Consider the following 15,729-nt stretch of genomic DNA (forward strand, 5'->3'; position numbering starts at 1 on the left):
TGGGCTCCTGTTGGTAAAAGTTTGCTTACTTATTACGCTATCCCCCTAGGGGGAGGGAGTCCATACATCTCTGTGGTGAAAATGCTTTTGCTTTTGCTTTTGCTTTTGCTTTTGCTTTTGCTTTTGCTTTTGCTTTTGCTTTTGCTTTTAGCTTAAGGCTTTTAGCTCTTGTCAACGCTTTTGTGGGCTAAAGTGTGAGCGCCCACTTCCCAGTTTTGTCCATCAAATTCCGTCACTTTGACTGAGTTTGCTTTAGTATCTAGGCAATTAACGTTAATATCTATACCGTCAGGGTTGGAGCGTGGTATGTAAAAGGGTTTGATACCACAAGTCGAACAAAAAGTATGTTTGGCTACGCCGGTATTAAAACTATAGCTGGTTAGATTGTCAGCACCGCTGAGTAAGGTAAATTTGCTCAGCGGTAAGATTAAATGCAAAAAGCCCGATTTAGTGCAAATCGAGCAATTACAGTAATCGACTTCTAACTCAGCCGCGGCCTCTACTTCAAATGTAACGGACTTACAATGGCAACTCCCCTTATAGATCATCGCGCTTCCTTTTGATTATCAGCCGGCGTATTAACCCAGCTTACGGGCTTTAAACTTACGACCTTTTAATTTACCTTCACTGAATTGTTTTAAACTGCGCTTCACACTGCGAGTTTTAATCGCCACATAGGTGTGGGTGGCAGTGACGTTAATTTTACCTACATCATCAATGGGAATATCGGCATCTTTAATTAACGCGCCCAATATATCACCAGGTCGCAACTTATCTTTTTTACCACCATCAATGCATACCGTGACAAATTCAGGTTCAACTAAACGATTTTGATGAAAGCGAATCGATTGAATACCCACCCACTTAACTTTAGAACCCTGATAGTCTTCAATAGCATTGGCTCTGGCCATTTCTTTGGGTGCGACTAAAGTTAAGGCTAAACCTTTGGCGTCAGCTCGCCCGGTACGTCCAATGCGGTGAATATGTACTTCTGGGTCAGGGGTAATTTGATAAGAAATAACCGCGGTGACTTCTTTAACATCTAATCCGCGCGAAGCAACATCTGTTGCAATTAGTACCGAAGCGCTTTTGTTAGCAAAGCGAGTTAGCACTTGAGTGCGATCTTTTTGTTCCAAATCGCCATGCAGGGCTAATGCCGATACTCCAAGGCTAATGAGTTCATCAGCCACTTCCTGACAGGCAATTTTAGTATTACAGAAGATGATTGCCGATTCAGGTTGATAGTGACTCAATAAAGCCGCAACGGCTTTAACACGATGAGCCTCTTCTACTTCAAAAAATATTTGTTCAATGCTACTGGTATCATGAGCAGCGTCTATGCTCACTTCCACAGGATTGCTTTGTACTTGGCTGCTTATTTGTGCAATTGACTCTGGGTACGTCGCTGAAAACAACAGTGTCTGTCGATCATCTTGCACATGACGGATAACCGCTGCCATTTCATCTTCAAAGCCCATGTCTAACATGCGATCAGCTTCGTCTAAGACCAAGGTATTCACTTCACTCAAATCGAGGCGGCCACGGGATAAATGATCAATGATGCGCCCAGGCGTACCTACAATAATATGAGCACCGTGTTCTAACGAGCCAATTTGTGGTCCCATCGGCACTCCGCCGCATAGAGTAAGCACTTTAATATTATGAATTCCGCGCGCCAAACGACGAATTTCTTCCGCAACCTGCTCGGCCAACTCACGAGTAGGACAAAGTACCAAAGATTGAATACGAAAGCGTTCAACCTTAAGATTTTGCAATAGGCCCAAACCAAAAGCGGCGGTTTTACCACTGCCTGTTTTCGCTTTAGCCACCACATCTTTACCCTGTAATATGGCGGGTAAACTCAAGGCTTGAATATCAGTCATTTGGCTGAAACCCAGAGTGGCTAAATTGTCGAGTAAGGCTGCTTTTAGGCCTAATGACGCAAATTCTTTATTCAAAATATTCTCTATTTAGTAGGTAAATAAACCCCAGTAGTCTTATAACGAACTGCTTAGGTCTTTAATAATGGACTCATCCAAAATAGCCAGTAATTCGGCTCTGGCTTTTAATTTGGTTTGATAGTGTGACTTCATATCGAGTTTAGTCATTGCCTGTGCAATAGCTGCCGTCATTGGCAAAAATTCTTGTTCACTGACCACTTTATCTAAAAATCCGGCAGTGACGGCCTCTTGTGGAGACATCATTTCGGCTAGTATAACAGCACGATTAAAAAATACCGGAGATAATCGACCACGAGCAATTTCAACGCCCGCATAATGCATAGTCATACCTATGGCCACTTCATTTAAACCAATCTTAAATTTGCCCTCAACACCAATACGATAGTCTGCGGATAACAACAAAAATGCACCTTTGGCAACAGCATGCCCGCTGCAAGCGACCAAAACAGGAAAAGGAAAGGCTAATAAACGTCTAGATAAGCGTGAGCCTTTTTCAACCAGTTGCATGGCAGCACTCATGCTTTCACGCATAACGTTTAAATCATAACCGCCGGATAACATGCCTGCTTGACCGGTAATAACAACCACCGCTTTTTGTTGTTCTGCTAAATCAAGGGCTTGATTAAATTCATCAACGACTTGATGAGATATCGCATTCACTTTACCGTTGTTCAACGTTAACGTTGCCACCTGGTTTTCTATCACTACAGTAACTAATTTAGTCATAATATTTTGCTTAACCTTTTTTAAAGTCTATTTAATTCAGAGTGTTTTGCACTAACAAAAATCGCCACAACAACAACAAGCCAGAAATTCAACCTCGCTTTGTCGTTGCCACCATCAGCAAAACTACAACTGTAACTGCCAGTTAATTGTTTGACCGGCAAAAAACGGCACAATTGGATTACCATTTGGTAATACTATTGACTCAGGAACTTGCCAAGCTTGTTTATGCAGGGTGACCTTATTGGTATTGCGTGGCAGGCCATAAAAATCAGCCCCGTGGTGACTAGCAAAACCCTCTAGCTTATCTAAAACATTAAGGTCTTCAAAAACTTGGGCATACAATTCCAAGGCACTCCACGCACTATAACAACCGGCGCAACCACAGGCAGATTCTTTACGATGTTTTTCGTGCGGAGCTGAATCAGTACCCAAAAAGAATTTTGTAGAGCCACTAGCAACCGCTTCGCGCAAGGCCTGCTGATGAGTGCTGCGTTTAAGCACAGGTAAACAGAAATTATGCGGTCTAATACCACCCACTAACATATCATTGCGGTTCAACAATAAATGCTGTGGGGTAATGGTTGCCGCCACATTAGACGAACTTTCATTGACAAAATCTACAGCCCCGGCAGTGGTAATGTGTTCAAACACCACTTTTAACTGCGGAAAGTCATTCACTAGTTTACTCAGATAAAGATCGATAAATACCTGTTCGCGGTCAAAAATATCAATATGACTATCAGTCACTTCACCATGTACTAATAACAACATACCCTGTTCAGCCATAGCAGCAAACACCGGATATAAACTGGCAATGCCTTTAACGGCCGCATCAGAATTGGTAGTTGCCCCAGCAGGATAAAGTTTTGCCGCAGGTATGCCCGCTTGTTTAGCCTCTATTATATCCTCAGCCGTAGTTTGGTTAGTCAGATATAAGGTCATTAATGGCTCGAATTTAGTATATTGCCCTCTTGCTTGCAGAATCCTACTGCGATATTCCAGTGCCATTTTTGCTGATGTGATAGGCGGTACCAAATTAGGCATGACGATGGCTCGGGCAAAACATCGGGCGGTAGCAGGCACTGTTTCATCAAGCATGTCACCATCTCTAAAATGTAAATGCCAATCATCTGGTGTGGTTATCGTTAATGTCTGCATAGTGACCCTTTAAATAAAAACGAATGCTTTAGGAGCATATAATGGCTTATTATGCCGTAATTTTAACTGCAAAATAACTATTGTTTTTTTATTAAGGTCTATACCCTGTCATTATTGCCACTTAGTAAAATAATTTGAAATAAATGCCTGAGTAATCAGGTTTAATAGAGCCAAACAGTCATTTAAACATAGCCTTTAGCAGCGGAAATACAGTCAATGCCAGTCGCCATTAGCCTAATTAACCTCATCCCGGACCATCAAAGAAATCTGCTAACAAGAATAAGCCTGCGCATCGCGGATAAAATACTGGGCATTCATCACCTCGACAATCTTTATCAACAACATCAACTACTTGGTTTAGAAAAAAGTCAATTTGCACTTAGTTTAATTCAGGGCCTAAATCTGCACCTTATTGGCTTAGAGGATTTTTTAGCAAAAATCCCCAAGACCGGCCCCCTTGTTATTGCCAGTAATCATCCGTTTGGTGGCATAGAAGGCGTCATATTAGCGTGGGCGATTGAGCAAGTTCGGCCCGATATTAAAGTGATGGCCAACAAAGGTCTTAAAATATTTCCTGAGTTGAGTGACTACTTTATTTTTACCAACCCCTTACTTGAAAATGACCCGATCAATGCAGCTTCGATTCGGACCTGCCTCAAACACCTGAAAAAAGATGGAGCACTACTTATCTTCCCGGCGAGTCGAGTGAGTTATTTTCACAAAGACACAAAACGCATTGCCGACCATCAATGGAACAGATTAGTTGCCAGTTTGGTCAATCGCAGTAGCGCAAATTTTGTTCCGGTATTTGTCGCTGGTCAAAATAGTCCTTTGTTTTATCGGCTTGGTCGACTTTACTATCGCCTTAGAATGTTAATGTTGCCACGAGAATTAGCCAACAAACGCGATACACGTATTGAGATTAGCAGTGGTTATCCGGTTTCCAGTAAGGATTTCAAGTGTGAGAGCCAGCTAAATTTGCAGGCACAGTTGATGCGCGCTCAGAGCTATTTATTAGATCCAAAATGGCAATCTCCTTGGCCGCAAGACCCTGTAACTCAATTAAAACCTCTTTACCCAACCATAGCTAATGAAGTGATATTGCAAGAAGTGCACGCACTACCCAGTGAGCAACACTTGCTCGATCACAAAGATCTATCAGTCTATTTTGGCTACAAACAGCAAATGCCCAATACTGTATTAGAAATAGCCAGATTGCGTGAATTAGTATTTCGCCAACATAATGAGGGCAGCGGTGAAGCACTGGATACCGACAAATTTGATGACAGTTACACACATCTGTTTTTGATGAAACGCGCCACTGGGCAAATTATTGGTGCTTATCGTATGGGCCAAAGCGATAAACTATTAGCTGAGGGTGAGTTGGATAAACTATATCTACACAGAATGTTTGAATTCGGTCCTGAATTTGTCAACCGTCAGCAACCTTGTTTAGAAATGGGCCGCTCGTTTTTAATTCCTGAATATCAACGCAGTTTTCAAGGTTTATATTTGTTATGGCGAGGCATAGGCGCTTTTGTATGCAAATTCCCCCACTACCGCACCTTATATGGCACGGTTTCGATAAGTAAACTTTACGATCCACGCAGCGTTGCCTTAATCGAAAAAGCCATGGTGACCCAAACAACAACAGTTAGACCAAGAGCCTGTTTTGATTATCAATTACACCCAGAGGTTATAGATTTTATCGCCCAGAACAACTTGAGGCCACATCTTACTGCTCTGCTCAAAGGTATAGAGGCAGATGGCAAAGATGTGCCTATTCTGCTTAAACATTATGAAAAGTTAGGTGCCACCTTTCATTGTTTGGGTATTGATAAGCACTTCAATGACACACCGGGTTTGTTGCTGAGTGTAGACCTACCCTCTGCTCCAGAAAAGTTATTAAAACTCTATCTAGCAGAAGGTTGGAAAACCTATCTTTTTGCAAAATAAAAATTCCATTTATTCACTTTGTTTATGCTCGATAGACCTCAAAATTAATAGCATCTAAGCGAGCGCCTCTGAGTAAGGTTCCCGTGCTCAGAAAAATCACAAATTGCCAATATAAACTATTGAAAATGATTTCAATGTGCTGCCAGTTAAATGCATCGACACTCTTATTCAAGATAAAATAAACACTGATCAAAATACTGGTATAGACAAAAGAATGTAGATTGGCTCGAATCATTTTTGCTCTATCGGTTGCACTTTGATGCGGGTCCCTCTTTTGACCATATAAGAGATTAATGGTCACAAACACAAATAAACCATTACTCAACAACATTGACGACAGTAGTACGATTAAATCAAAACTTAAGGTAAAGTTTTCGAAATACACCATGCTCATTGCACAGGTGATAAACAGCACTACGGCACTAAACACTTTACCAGGCGAGATAAAACTAAAGAGATTACGGGGCGCTAACTCTGCTTGACGTCTGCTCTGATTATTTAGTGCGCGCATGACTTTTAGTTGCTGGTAATTAGACAACTCAAGCAATGCATAAGGAATAGCTTGGAACAGGCCCAAAACCAAAGGAATAAAAGCGAGTTGTCCGGCCGTTTTTAGCTCTTTTTCAAGAGTATAAATGACCAAGCACAAAACAAGCGTGCCTAACAACAAAATCCCCCAATTTAACCACTTAAATAAACCCTGCCCAGCCAGTAATTTAGCTTCAGATTGGGGATATAACTTAGGATAAGTGCTAGCCGGATAATCCTGCAGTAACTGTTTAATTCGATCAGCAATTTTTTTAGGGTAGTAATATGAAAGTAATATCAGTTGCGATAATAAAACCAAATAAGCGAGATAGTTAGTTTCCATGTTTTGTTCCTTTGTAGGTATTTAATAACGATTGGTTTGATTCATTGTCTGCGTAAAAGCAATACGAATTTCTGAATCTGTCACACCCCCGGAGCGCAATTGCCCTATGGCTGTATTTAATATTTCATTAGTCCAAGCAGCTAAATCAACACTGCAGTTTGCTTGAGCATCGGGATGCACAAACGTACCGCGATAACCTCGGGTTTGGATGACCGAATCACGTTCAAGTAACTTATATGCTTTGGCCACAGTTTTACTGTTTAACTCTAAATCACTGGCGAGTTGACGGATCGATGGTAAAGGGTCGCCCGGCGCAATATGTTTATTCGCCACCGCCAGCTTTATTTGCTCAATGAGTTGAGTAAACAAGGGAATGGGGTCGTCAATATCAATCGTAATGTGCATAATAATTTAATGAACCAGTTGAACCATGTGCTGTAATGGTACAACTAATTTATAATTGATCAAGCAATATTCAAAAAAATTCTAAAATAGGTGTTTTTAACAAATCGATTAACAGTAGAAGATCAGAATTAAATCAATATTTATCAAGCAGTTAGCAGTATATTCAGACGAATTTTAAAGCTTAACAAAAGATAAGGTGTGTATAAGAGGGGCAAAGCATTGAGCCAGACTGTTGGATTAAACAGTCAGGCTATCAACAATTTTAGACTTTTTTTACAAATTCTGATTTAAGTTTCATGGCTCCTATACCATCAATTTTACAATCAATGTCATGATCACCATCCACCAAGCGGATATTTTTTACTTTTGTGCCAACCTTTACGACCAAAGACGAGCCTTTGACTTTCAAATCTTTGATGACCGTAATCGTATCGCCGTCTTGCAAAATATTGCCATTGGCATCTTTAATCACTTTTTCGTTTTCGACTTCTGCCGTTTTAGACCACTCATGGGCGCACTCTGGGCAAACATAATTAAGTCCGTCTTCGTAAGTATATTCAGACTGACAAGCAGGACAATGGGGTAGTTCGCTCATTGAGCATCCTTTACACAAGGTATCAGCGATTTAAACGCCAATAGATAAAATGGGAGCGTAATTATCCTTACTTTTTGTATGGATTACCAGCCTAGATATGCAACTACGCACTTTGGCGCAAATAACTCGCCGTTGCTGGTGCCATCCCAAAATCACTATGACATGAGTCACCAAGTAAGGAACTGATGACTGACAGTAATGAAAAGTGATGAATAGCATGGCTAGAAGCAAACAGCAGTTCTCTACCTAAGCTGGAGCTTGTGGTACTACTTTTACTCTCAGTCAGCGACATTTCACATACTATTTTCAAGTGCATACTCGGGTCTAACGAGCCGACCTCGATCAGCCATGCTTTGATTTCTAACCAAGCGGCGATAGCACTTTTGGGACATAGCGCAACATTTGACTCTCTATGACGGTAATTATAATCAATCGTTTTAGTCTCTAAACCCTGTTTCAAAGCAATGTAATGATCGAGAATATGACGCATATGTGCACCAGAACTGCCAGTAAAATGGGGACGAAGAACATGCTGATAACGCTCAACGGAGATATTGCTTAAAAACTCAATGGCTTGTTTAACCGTCTGTAACTGACTCTCAAACTCTATTTTATTGTGGCCCATGTGCTTCCTATTTCAATCAAGGTAAATCAAGTCAATTAGGTTTTAACCTATAGGTGCGAGACCGTTAAGGTTTATACCATTCCGATTCACCTACCTTATTGACCTAGCAGCGTTGATTATTATTTCACAGCATGAACTATTTGTATAAATTAAAGTTTGGGGGAAATCATGCAATAACCTGATTAGCACCTGCTCACATAGGTAAGTGGCCCGTTTTAACTAAAATAATCGTTTCTTGCTCTTCAACAAAAGGTTGATGCTGACTTAGGTGTGGACTGCGTATCCAACTTAGGGCGGGATAACGACCATGTTCATCGCAAAATTCGCCTTGCAATACAAAGATTTCCTCTCCGCCCCAGTGACGATGTGGATTAAATTGAGTATGACTTTGCCATTTAACCAAGGCTGTATTTTGTGCTTCAAAAGTATGTAGGGGCATAACTTGTAAGCCCGCTACCATGCCTTGCAACCAAGATTGTTGCTGGGTATTAATAACTAATTGAGCGGTATCTAATGGGTCAAAATAGCAAAGTTTGACAAATAAGGTGCAACCGTCCTTAGAAAAAGGCGCGTGTGAACTGCCTGCTGGATTACGTAAATACGTACCTGCTGGGTAATCACCATTTTCATCAGAAAATATGCCATCGAGAACAAATATTTCTTCACCATGGGGATGATAATGAGTGGGAAAGGCCGAACCTGCAGCATAACGCACAACCGAAGTCGCTCTGCCCCGCTCAGCCTCTTCACGTTCTAATTTTTTGCGTGTAACCCCTTTAGCTGGGGAGTTTTCCCAATCCAATAAAGGCGTTTCAATCACTACTTTTTTAGCATAATCTTGATTTAACATAATCTTTCTTGATACTTTTTAATCAACTTACAATCTAAAATGGGATTGCCAAGCAAAAAAACAAGAGTGCCGAAGCACTCTTGTTTTACGTATTTGTCAGTCGCGCTAAAATTAAAAACGCATGGTGGCACCTAACATATAGTTTGTATCTGAACCGTTGTCATAATCGGCATAGGTTACTTCGGCCGATACAGCAAACTTGTCATTGATAAACCATTGGCTGCGAACACTGCTTACACCATCACTGAAACTGTCTGCCCATTGATAACCTAAGCCCACAGACAAATTACGATTCAAATAAAAGTCACTCGATACGGCAAAACTATCGTCACTTTGATCTGGGTTTGTATACTCTCCTGCAAGGCTGACAAAGGTATCACCGCCTAAGTTAAACAACTTTTTGCTGCCCAAACTAAAACCTTGATAATTTAAGTCTTTGTCAAATTCAGTGTTAACTGATACTGCCCAATCGCGGCTTAAATAATAACCACCACCAAAATTATAAGTATCGGCTGAATAGCCATTTATGTGAGAAACAGCGGCGTTTAAATATAGTCCCGTCCCTTGCAATACGTAAGTGCCTCCTATGGCCCAGGCATTGACATTATCGTCATCAAAGTCAAAACGAGTAAAAACAGCATCGACTGAGCTTTGTTGATCAAGAAAAGTCGCTTCAGCTAGGGGGCCTTTGTTGGTATTCACTTGGTCGAAATAATAACTGCCACCCAGCGCAAATAATTTTAGGTCATCTGATTTTAATACCGAGCCGTTTAACTCCGTATTAAAATCTGCATGAGCAACACCGCTGCTTAAACCAAAGGCGAAGAGTGATGCGATATAAGTCATTTTTTTCATTTGTTACTTTTCCTTAAATATAAAGTCGATGTGACTTGATTAAATAGCCGCAAGTTTGTCTCGTGTTGAGTTAAATAACATGTGAACTCAATTCGCTAAACTTTAGATATTTATACGTTTTTTCAACTTAACCAAAACTGAATCGACTCTGAATTAGCTTATAAGTGCCGCTCAATTGAAGGAGATTGAGGCAAATGTAAAGCTAGGTTTATTTATAATATTTATTGAGATCAATTCATCAGTGTATGAATTAAAGACAAAATGAAGTGCTAGACTAGGTCCACACGTTTTTCAATATAGTGAGACAGGACAATGCAATCATCTAAACAACTTTTTACTTTGATCACCGCTGCAGGTCAGTTGGAAATGTCACTCAAAGACACCCCATTACCAACACCTAAAGCCCATGAAGTCATAGTTAAGATCGAAGCGGCACCGATTAACCCTTCTGACATGTGGCCGATGTTCGGACCGGCAAATTTAGCAGAAGCAAAATTAGACAAAGCTAAGATGCAGCTCAACGCCCCCATTTATCAAGGTATGCTATCGCGGGTAAGTTCTAGATTAGATCAAGTACTCCCCATAGGTAACGAAGGGGCGGGCACTGTTGTTGCTGCTGGTGAACATCCGGCTGCGCAAGCTATGTTAGGCAAAACCGTTGCTATTTTATCGGGCGCCACGTATGCAGAATATTGCTGCGTGCCAATGCAAGCCTGTATTGTGCACCATGAAGGTACTACAGCTAAACAGGCTGCTTCTTCTTTTGTGAATCCATTGACCGCTTTGGGCATGGTTGAAACCATGCGTATGGAAGGCCATACCGCGCTAGTGCATACCGCTGCAGCATCGGCCTTGGGTCAAATGTTGAATAAAATCTGTGTAAAGCAAGGTGTGAATGTTGTCAATATTGTGCGCAATCAACAACAAGCTGACATTCTGAAAAAAATCGGGGCTAAATATATTTGTGATTCTTCTGCAGCCGACTTTAAAAAACACTTACTCCAAGCCATCGATGAAACTGGCGCAACACTAGCTTTCGATGCCATTGGTGGTGGAGAGTTGGTCAGTGACATTCTCACTGCAATGGAAAGAGTCGGCAGTAAAGATGCTAAAGGCTTCAATACTTATGGCTCAGCAGATAATAAACAGGTTTATATTTATGGTGGTTTAGACTTTTCACCCACCATTCTAAACCGTGCTTATGGTATGACTTGGGGTATCGGTGGGTGGTTGCTAATGCGTTTTCTGGGCAAGCTCAAGCCAGAGCGCGTTGTTGAGTTACATAAGTTGGTTGCTGATGAAATCAACACCACTTTTGCCACTACTTTTACGCAAGAACTAAGTTTTGAAGAGGCCATAACACCGGCTACTATCAATGACTACAATGCCAAAAAGACTGGCGCTAAATATTATATCAACCCAACTAAAGTTTAAGTTGTTTTGATCTTGGCTATCAAGACCCCTAAGTGGGATCTTGATAGCCAATTAAAGTACTCAGAGCAACTAGGATTGTTAATGCAATTCTCAATTTCAACTATTTGACTCTCGATAAGCAAATTTCAATTTTGTTTACACCACTAAAGGTAAAGCTTTATTGCACAGAAAATTACGTTAAACTAATGGTTCTTGCAGTAAAAACAGATGGCGCTATGCTTAAATCTCTTATCTTTTTCGTTTGCTTGTCGCTCCCCTCTGTGCAAGCAGAAAAATATATCGTAGCCTCACAAAACTTCAATTATTACCCCCACTATAATTTTCAGTCACAGACAGACAAAGGTTTTATCTGGGCTATGTTGCAAGAATTTAGTAAATTTAGCGGACACCAATTTATTTATAATACTATGCCTGTCCTGCGGCTCCAGAGAGAGTTAGAAAAAGGTAACATTGATCTCGTTTACCCTGATAACCCGCTGTTTAATGACAATAAGATTTTTGCCAAAGGCAAATACTATAGCGATACTATTGTGCGTACTTTAGGTGGGGCGATGGTTAAATCATCGAGACTGGGCAAGCCTATCAGTGAAATTGTGCGCTTAAGTATTCCCTTAGGTTTTACACCTCAGCTGGGCTGGGAGAGTCTAATTGACGCCCGGCAAGTCACACTTATTTCAGTAGTAACGCCTATGGCTGAATTACAACTTTTAGCGCTAGATAGGGTAGATGCGGCCGAAGTGGATTATTTTGTCAGTCAATATCAATTGCAAAATAACCCTGAATTTAATCAATTTAAATTTGATCTCAGTTTACCCCACTCACAGGTTGAGTTTAAATTATCGACGATTAAGCAAACTAGATTAATTGACGAAATAAACAACTTTATGCGAATACACCCTACATTAATAAATCATTTAAAGTTGCAATACGGTATTTTTGAATCCGAGCTTATCTTGCAAAAATTACATAAACTAAGTTCGCACAACACGTCTCAGATATTACCTTAGTTGCATCACCCACCTGCAACAAGGTCCAACCCAACTACCCTATAACTATTACTCAAACAATTTTTACATTGTCAGTCTCGGTTGGCTCTCAAGCTTTAACTTACCTCCAACCCATAAAACAATTTTTGCACATTACTATTGACATATATCAACCAATGTTTAAACTTTCAGAAATTACTGAAACTTCAGAAGATAAAATATGCAACTTACTCCAATGCTTGAATCCTTTGTTATGCACTTTGGTGAAATGGGTAGTCGCTGGGGCTTTAATCGCACCGTTGGCCAAATTGTCGCTCTACTGGTTATCAGTGAAGAACCGATAACCGCCAATGACATCGCTGATGCCTTACGTATTTCTCGCGGTAATGTGAGCATGGGGTTGAAAGAATTGCAGGCATGGCGACTGGTACAATTACAACATAAACCAGGAGAGCGTAAAGAATATTTTCAGGCAAATGGCAGTATCTGGGATATGGCTAATCGCGTTTTTGAAGAGCGCCGCAAGCGGGAAATGGATCCAACCTTAAGTTTACTGCGCGATATTCTGCTCGATAAACCCGCTAATCAACAGGAGTTGCATGCTCAGCAAAAATTGCAAGAAGTACATGACTTACTTGAAGGGATCACTAAGTGGTCTAGCGAACTACAACGTCTAAGCCCAGAAAAGCTCAATGCCTTGATGAAGCTAGGATCGGGTGTGGGCAAGGTGCTCGACCTTAAAGACAAATTGTTAGCAAAATCAAAAACGAAGTAAATATTAACTTTCAACAAAATAGAGGATTTTATGGCTGATGTATTGCTGCTTTCACGTATGCAGTTTGCCGCCAATATAAGCTTTCACATACTGTTTCCCAGTATTACCATCGCCCTTGGTTGGTTTTTGTTTTATTTCAAACTGCGTTTTAACCTTTCTGGCCATCCGGTGTGGATGCGCATTTATCGTTTTTGGGTCAAAGTCTTCGCCCTCACTTTTGCTCTTGGAGTCGTCAGTGGCATTACTATGTCATTTCAGTTTGGTACTAACTGGCCCGGCTATATGGCTACTGTAGGTAATATTGCGGGTCCGTTGCTGGGCTACGAAGTCCTTACTGCTTTTTTCCTCGAAGCCACATTTTTAGGTATTATGTTGTTTGGGATTAACCGCGTGCCGCCATGGGTGCATACCCTTGCAACAGTCATCGTTGCTATTGGCACCACTCTTTCAGCATTCTGGATAATTAGTTTAAATTCATGGATGCATACGCCTGCAGGCTTTGAAATGCGTGACGGTGTGGCCCATGCACTGGATTGGTGGGCGATTATTTTTAATCCGTCTATGCCCTATCGCTTGATGCACGTATTGCTTGCTTCAGGATTAACCGCTTCATTTTTAATTGCAGGCATTTCAGCCTATCGGATCAAACGGGGAGACGATAAGAAAGCGCCTAAACTTACTTTAAAATCTGCCATTATTGTTGCTGCGATATTAATGCCTATTCAAATCTTAGTGGGGGATCAACATGGTTTGAATACCCTTGAACACCAACCACAAAAAGTAGCTGCCATGGAAGCAGCTTGGGAAACCAAACAAGGCTTACCTTTAGTCCTTTTTGCCATACCCGACGCACAAGAAAAAACCAATCATTTCGAAGTGGCAATACCAAATGGCGCAAGTTTGATCCTAACCCATTCATTAGATGGTGAAGTCTTAGGTATAAATGAATTTGGCGACAACCATCCCCCTGTGGCGCCAGTTTTCTATGCTTTTCGCGTTATGTTAGCCACCGGTTTCCTTATGCTGGCTATCTCATGGTTTGTCAGTTTCACTATTTTTCGTGGTAAATCTCTGCCTAAGTTATTGCTTAATGTCTTGGTCATCATGACCTTTTCCGGTTGGGTAGCGACTATCGCAGGCTGGTATGTAACTGAAATTGGCCGTCAGCCTTATTTGGTCACGGGAATTTTAACTACTGCCGATGCGGTAACAACAATCCCCTCAGGCAACGTACTGTTCAGTTTTATTGGCTACTTAGTGGTCTATGCCTTGTTGCTAACTGCTTATATCAAGACCTTATTCAGAATGGCTCGCAACTCGGTATTAATTGAAGAAATTAAGCTGGAAGAACGCAGTACGCAAAAAGGCTTTAAACACAGCAGTGCAACCAAACTCAATACAGAGGCAAACTTATGATACTTGATAGTACTTTACCGGTTATTTTTGCCGGCCTCATGGCCTTATCACTGGTCGTTTACGCCATTCTTGATGGTTATGACCTAGGGGTTGGAGTGTTACTTCCCCTAGATAATGAAACCCACAGTGATGAAATGATTGCGTCCATTGGGCCTTTCTGGGATGCCAATGAAACTTGGTTAGTGCTGGCTGTGGGTTTATTGTTGATAGCCTTTCCCGAGGCCTATAATTTAGTGTTCAAAGAACTATACATTCCTGCTTTTATTCTACTGATTGGGCTAATTTTACGTGGCGTGGCCTTTGATTTTCGCGCCAAAGTACATATTGATCATAAACGAACGTGGGACAAAATCTTTAAGATAGGCTCAATTGTCGCTTCCGCGGCTCAAGGATATATGCTTGGCATGTATGTAATGGGATTTGAAAGCAGTGTTAGTGCTCACTTATTCTCTGCTTTAAGTTCTGTAGGGGTTACTTGTGCATATGCATTAATAGGCAGTGCTTGGTTGATCATGAAAACCGAAGGTGAATTACAACTTAAGGCCATACGCTGGGCTAAATTAGCCGGCAAAATAAGTTTCGCTGGGATTATTGCTGTATGTATCGTTAATCCCCTAATCAACCCCTTTGTATTAGAGCGTTGGACTAATGCGCCCTATGCCTATTTCATGGCCATTATCCCCTTTATAAGTTTTGTACTTTTGTTTGTGGGCAACGCCGTATTAAATCGCTTACCCCTGAAAGATGATAGTGGCTGTTGGCTGCCCTTTGTCATTACTCTTGTCTTGTTTATATGCTGTTTTAGTGGCCTCGCATTTAGTTTTTTCCCTTGGGTAGTACCACAACAATTAACTATTTGGCAGGCTGCTAGCGCACCGGAATCATTACGTTTTATCTTGGTGGGGGCGTTAATTGTTATTCCCTGTATATTGGCCTATACCGCATTTTCATACCGAGTCTTTTGGGGCAAAGTCGAACATTTGCGTTACTACTAGTGCATGTGGATTACTCTGCGCAGTCAATCAGCTCAGTAATAAAACTGCAACCGTTTGGTCACTAAGCCGTCATCAATTGTTAGTTTAACTGTCATATGTAACTTTTATCCTGTCTAAGGTC

Annotated in this window: 16 protein-coding genes; 6 read left to right on the top strand and 10 right to left on the bottom strand. The window is 41.1% G+C overall.

Features of this window, described 5'->3' with window-relative positions; all coding sequences use genetic code 11:
- Nucleotides 1–161: 161 nt before the first annotated feature.
- The 4 genes from ABKW31_RS15875 to pyrC all read right to left on the bottom strand — a co-directional run bounded on the left by ABKW31_RS15875 (nt 162) and on the right by pyrC (nt 3,845).
- Nucleotides 162–548 (bottom strand): GFA family protein, encoded by a 387-nt coding sequence (locus ABKW31_RS15875; RefSeq protein ID WP_348617548.1) that lies wholly within the window; start codon nt 546–548, stop codon nt 162–164.
- Between the two features lie 30 nt (nt 549–578).
- Nucleotides 579–1,958, bottom strand: a complete 1,380-nt coding sequence (gene dbpA / locus ABKW31_RS15880; RefSeq protein ID WP_348617549.1) for an ATP-dependent RNA helicase DbpA — start codon at nt 1,956–1,958, stop codon at nt 579–581.
- Between the two features lie 39 nt (nt 1,959–1,997).
- Nucleotides 1,998–2,687, bottom strand: a complete 690-nt coding sequence (locus ABKW31_RS15885; RefSeq protein WP_348617550.1) for a crotonase/enoyl-CoA hydratase family protein — start codon at nt 2,685–2,687, stop codon at nt 1,998–2,000.
- Nucleotides 2,688–2,810: 123 nt separating this feature from the next.
- Nucleotides 2,811–3,845: a dihydroorotase gene (pyrC, locus tag ABKW31_RS15890; protein ID WP_348617551.1), complete on the bottom strand. Its 1,035-nt coding sequence runs from the start codon at nt 3,843–3,845 to the stop codon at nt 2,811–2,813.
- A 216-nt stretch (nt 3,846–4,061) separates the two neighbouring features.
- On the opposite strand from pyrC, the gene ABKW31_RS15895 reads away from it, so the two are divergent.
- Nucleotides 4,062–5,801 (top strand): lysophospholipid acyltransferase family protein, encoded by a 1,740-nt coding sequence (locus ABKW31_RS15895; RefSeq protein WP_348617552.1) that lies wholly within the window; start codon nt 4,062–4,064, stop codon nt 5,799–5,801.
- 22 nt (nt 5,802–5,823) lie between these two features.
- On the opposite strand, the gene ABKW31_RS15900 is transcribed toward ABKW31_RS15895, so the two are convergent.
- The 6 genes from ABKW31_RS15900 to ABKW31_RS15925 all read right to left on the bottom strand — a co-directional run bounded on the left by ABKW31_RS15900 (nt 5,824) and on the right by ABKW31_RS15925 (nt 10,002).
- The gene (locus ABKW31_RS15900; RefSeq protein ID WP_348617553.1) at nt 5,824–6,672 is read right to left on the bottom strand and encodes a hypothetical protein; all 849 of its coding nucleotides are present in this window, start codon (nt 6,670–6,672) and stop codon (nt 5,824–5,826) included.
- 21 nt (nt 6,673–6,693) lie between these two features.
- Nucleotides 6,694–7,077 (bottom strand): GntR family transcriptional regulator, encoded by a 384-nt coding sequence (locus ABKW31_RS15905; RefSeq protein ID WP_348617554.1) that lies wholly within the window; start codon nt 7,075–7,077, stop codon nt 6,694–6,696.
- A 262-nt stretch (nt 7,078–7,339) separates the two neighbouring features.
- A complete protein-coding gene (locus ABKW31_RS15910; RefSeq protein ID WP_348617555.1) occupies nt 7,340–7,672 on the bottom strand; it encodes a zinc ribbon domain-containing protein YjdM in 333 nt (110 codons plus the stop codon).
- Nucleotides 7,673–7,775: 103 nt separating this feature from the next.
- Entirely contained in the window at nt 7,776–8,297 is a 522-nt protein-coding gene (locus ABKW31_RS15915) for a hypothetical protein (protein WP_348617556.1), read from the bottom strand.
- 193 nt (nt 8,298–8,490) lie between these two features.
- Nucleotides 8,491–9,147, bottom strand: coding sequence for a cupin domain-containing protein (locus ABKW31_RS15920; RefSeq protein WP_348617557.1), 657 nt, complete (start codon nt 9,145–9,147; stop codon nt 8,491–8,493).
- Between the two features lie 111 nt (nt 9,148–9,258).
- Nucleotides 9,259–10,002 (bottom strand): putative porin, encoded by a 744-nt coding sequence (locus tag ABKW31_RS15925; RefSeq protein WP_348617558.1) that lies wholly within the window; start codon nt 10,000–10,002, stop codon nt 9,259–9,261.
- Between the two features lie 312 nt (nt 10,003–10,314).
- On the opposite strand from ABKW31_RS15925, the gene ABKW31_RS15930 reads away from it, so the two are divergent.
- The 5 genes from ABKW31_RS15930 (at nt 10,315) to cydB (ending at nt 15,608) form a co-directional block, all read left to right on the top strand.
- The gene (locus ABKW31_RS15930) at nt 10,315–11,436 is read left to right on the top strand and encodes a zinc-binding dehydrogenase (RefSeq protein WP_348617559.1); all 1,122 of its coding nucleotides are present in this window, start codon (nt 10,315–10,317) and stop codon (nt 11,434–11,436) included.
- A gap of 215 nt (nt 11,437–11,651) precedes the next feature.
- Nucleotides 11,652–12,443, top strand: a complete 792-nt coding sequence (locus ABKW31_RS15935) for a hypothetical protein (RefSeq protein WP_348617560.1) — start codon at nt 11,652–11,654, stop codon at nt 12,441–12,443.
- Nucleotides 12,444–12,642: 199 nt separating this feature from the next.
- Nucleotides 12,643–13,197 (top strand): GbsR/MarR family transcriptional regulator, encoded by a 555-nt coding sequence (locus tag ABKW31_RS15940; RefSeq protein ID WP_348617561.1) that lies wholly within the window; start codon nt 12,643–12,645, stop codon nt 13,195–13,197.
- 30 nt (nt 13,198–13,227) lie between these two features.
- Nucleotides 13,228–14,613 (top strand): cytochrome ubiquinol oxidase subunit I, encoded by a 1,386-nt coding sequence (locus ABKW31_RS15945; RefSeq protein ID WP_348617562.1) that lies wholly within the window; start codon nt 13,228–13,230, stop codon nt 14,611–14,613.
- Nucleotides 14,610–15,608 carry a cytochrome d ubiquinol oxidase subunit II gene (cydB, locus tag ABKW31_RS15950; protein ID WP_348617563.1) on the top strand — a complete coding sequence of 333 codons (999 nt, stop codon included), beginning with the start codon at nt 14,610–14,612 and terminating at the stop codon, nt 15,606–15,608. Before ABKW31_RS15945 ends, cydB begins: the two co-directional genes overlap by 4 nt.
- Nucleotides 15,609–15,729: the final 121 nt, after the last annotated feature.

This window comes from Paraglaciecola sp. 25GB23A, from assembly GCF_040012495.1.
GTDB lineage: Bacteria > Pseudomonadota > Gammaproteobacteria > Enterobacterales > Alteromonadaceae > Paraglaciecola.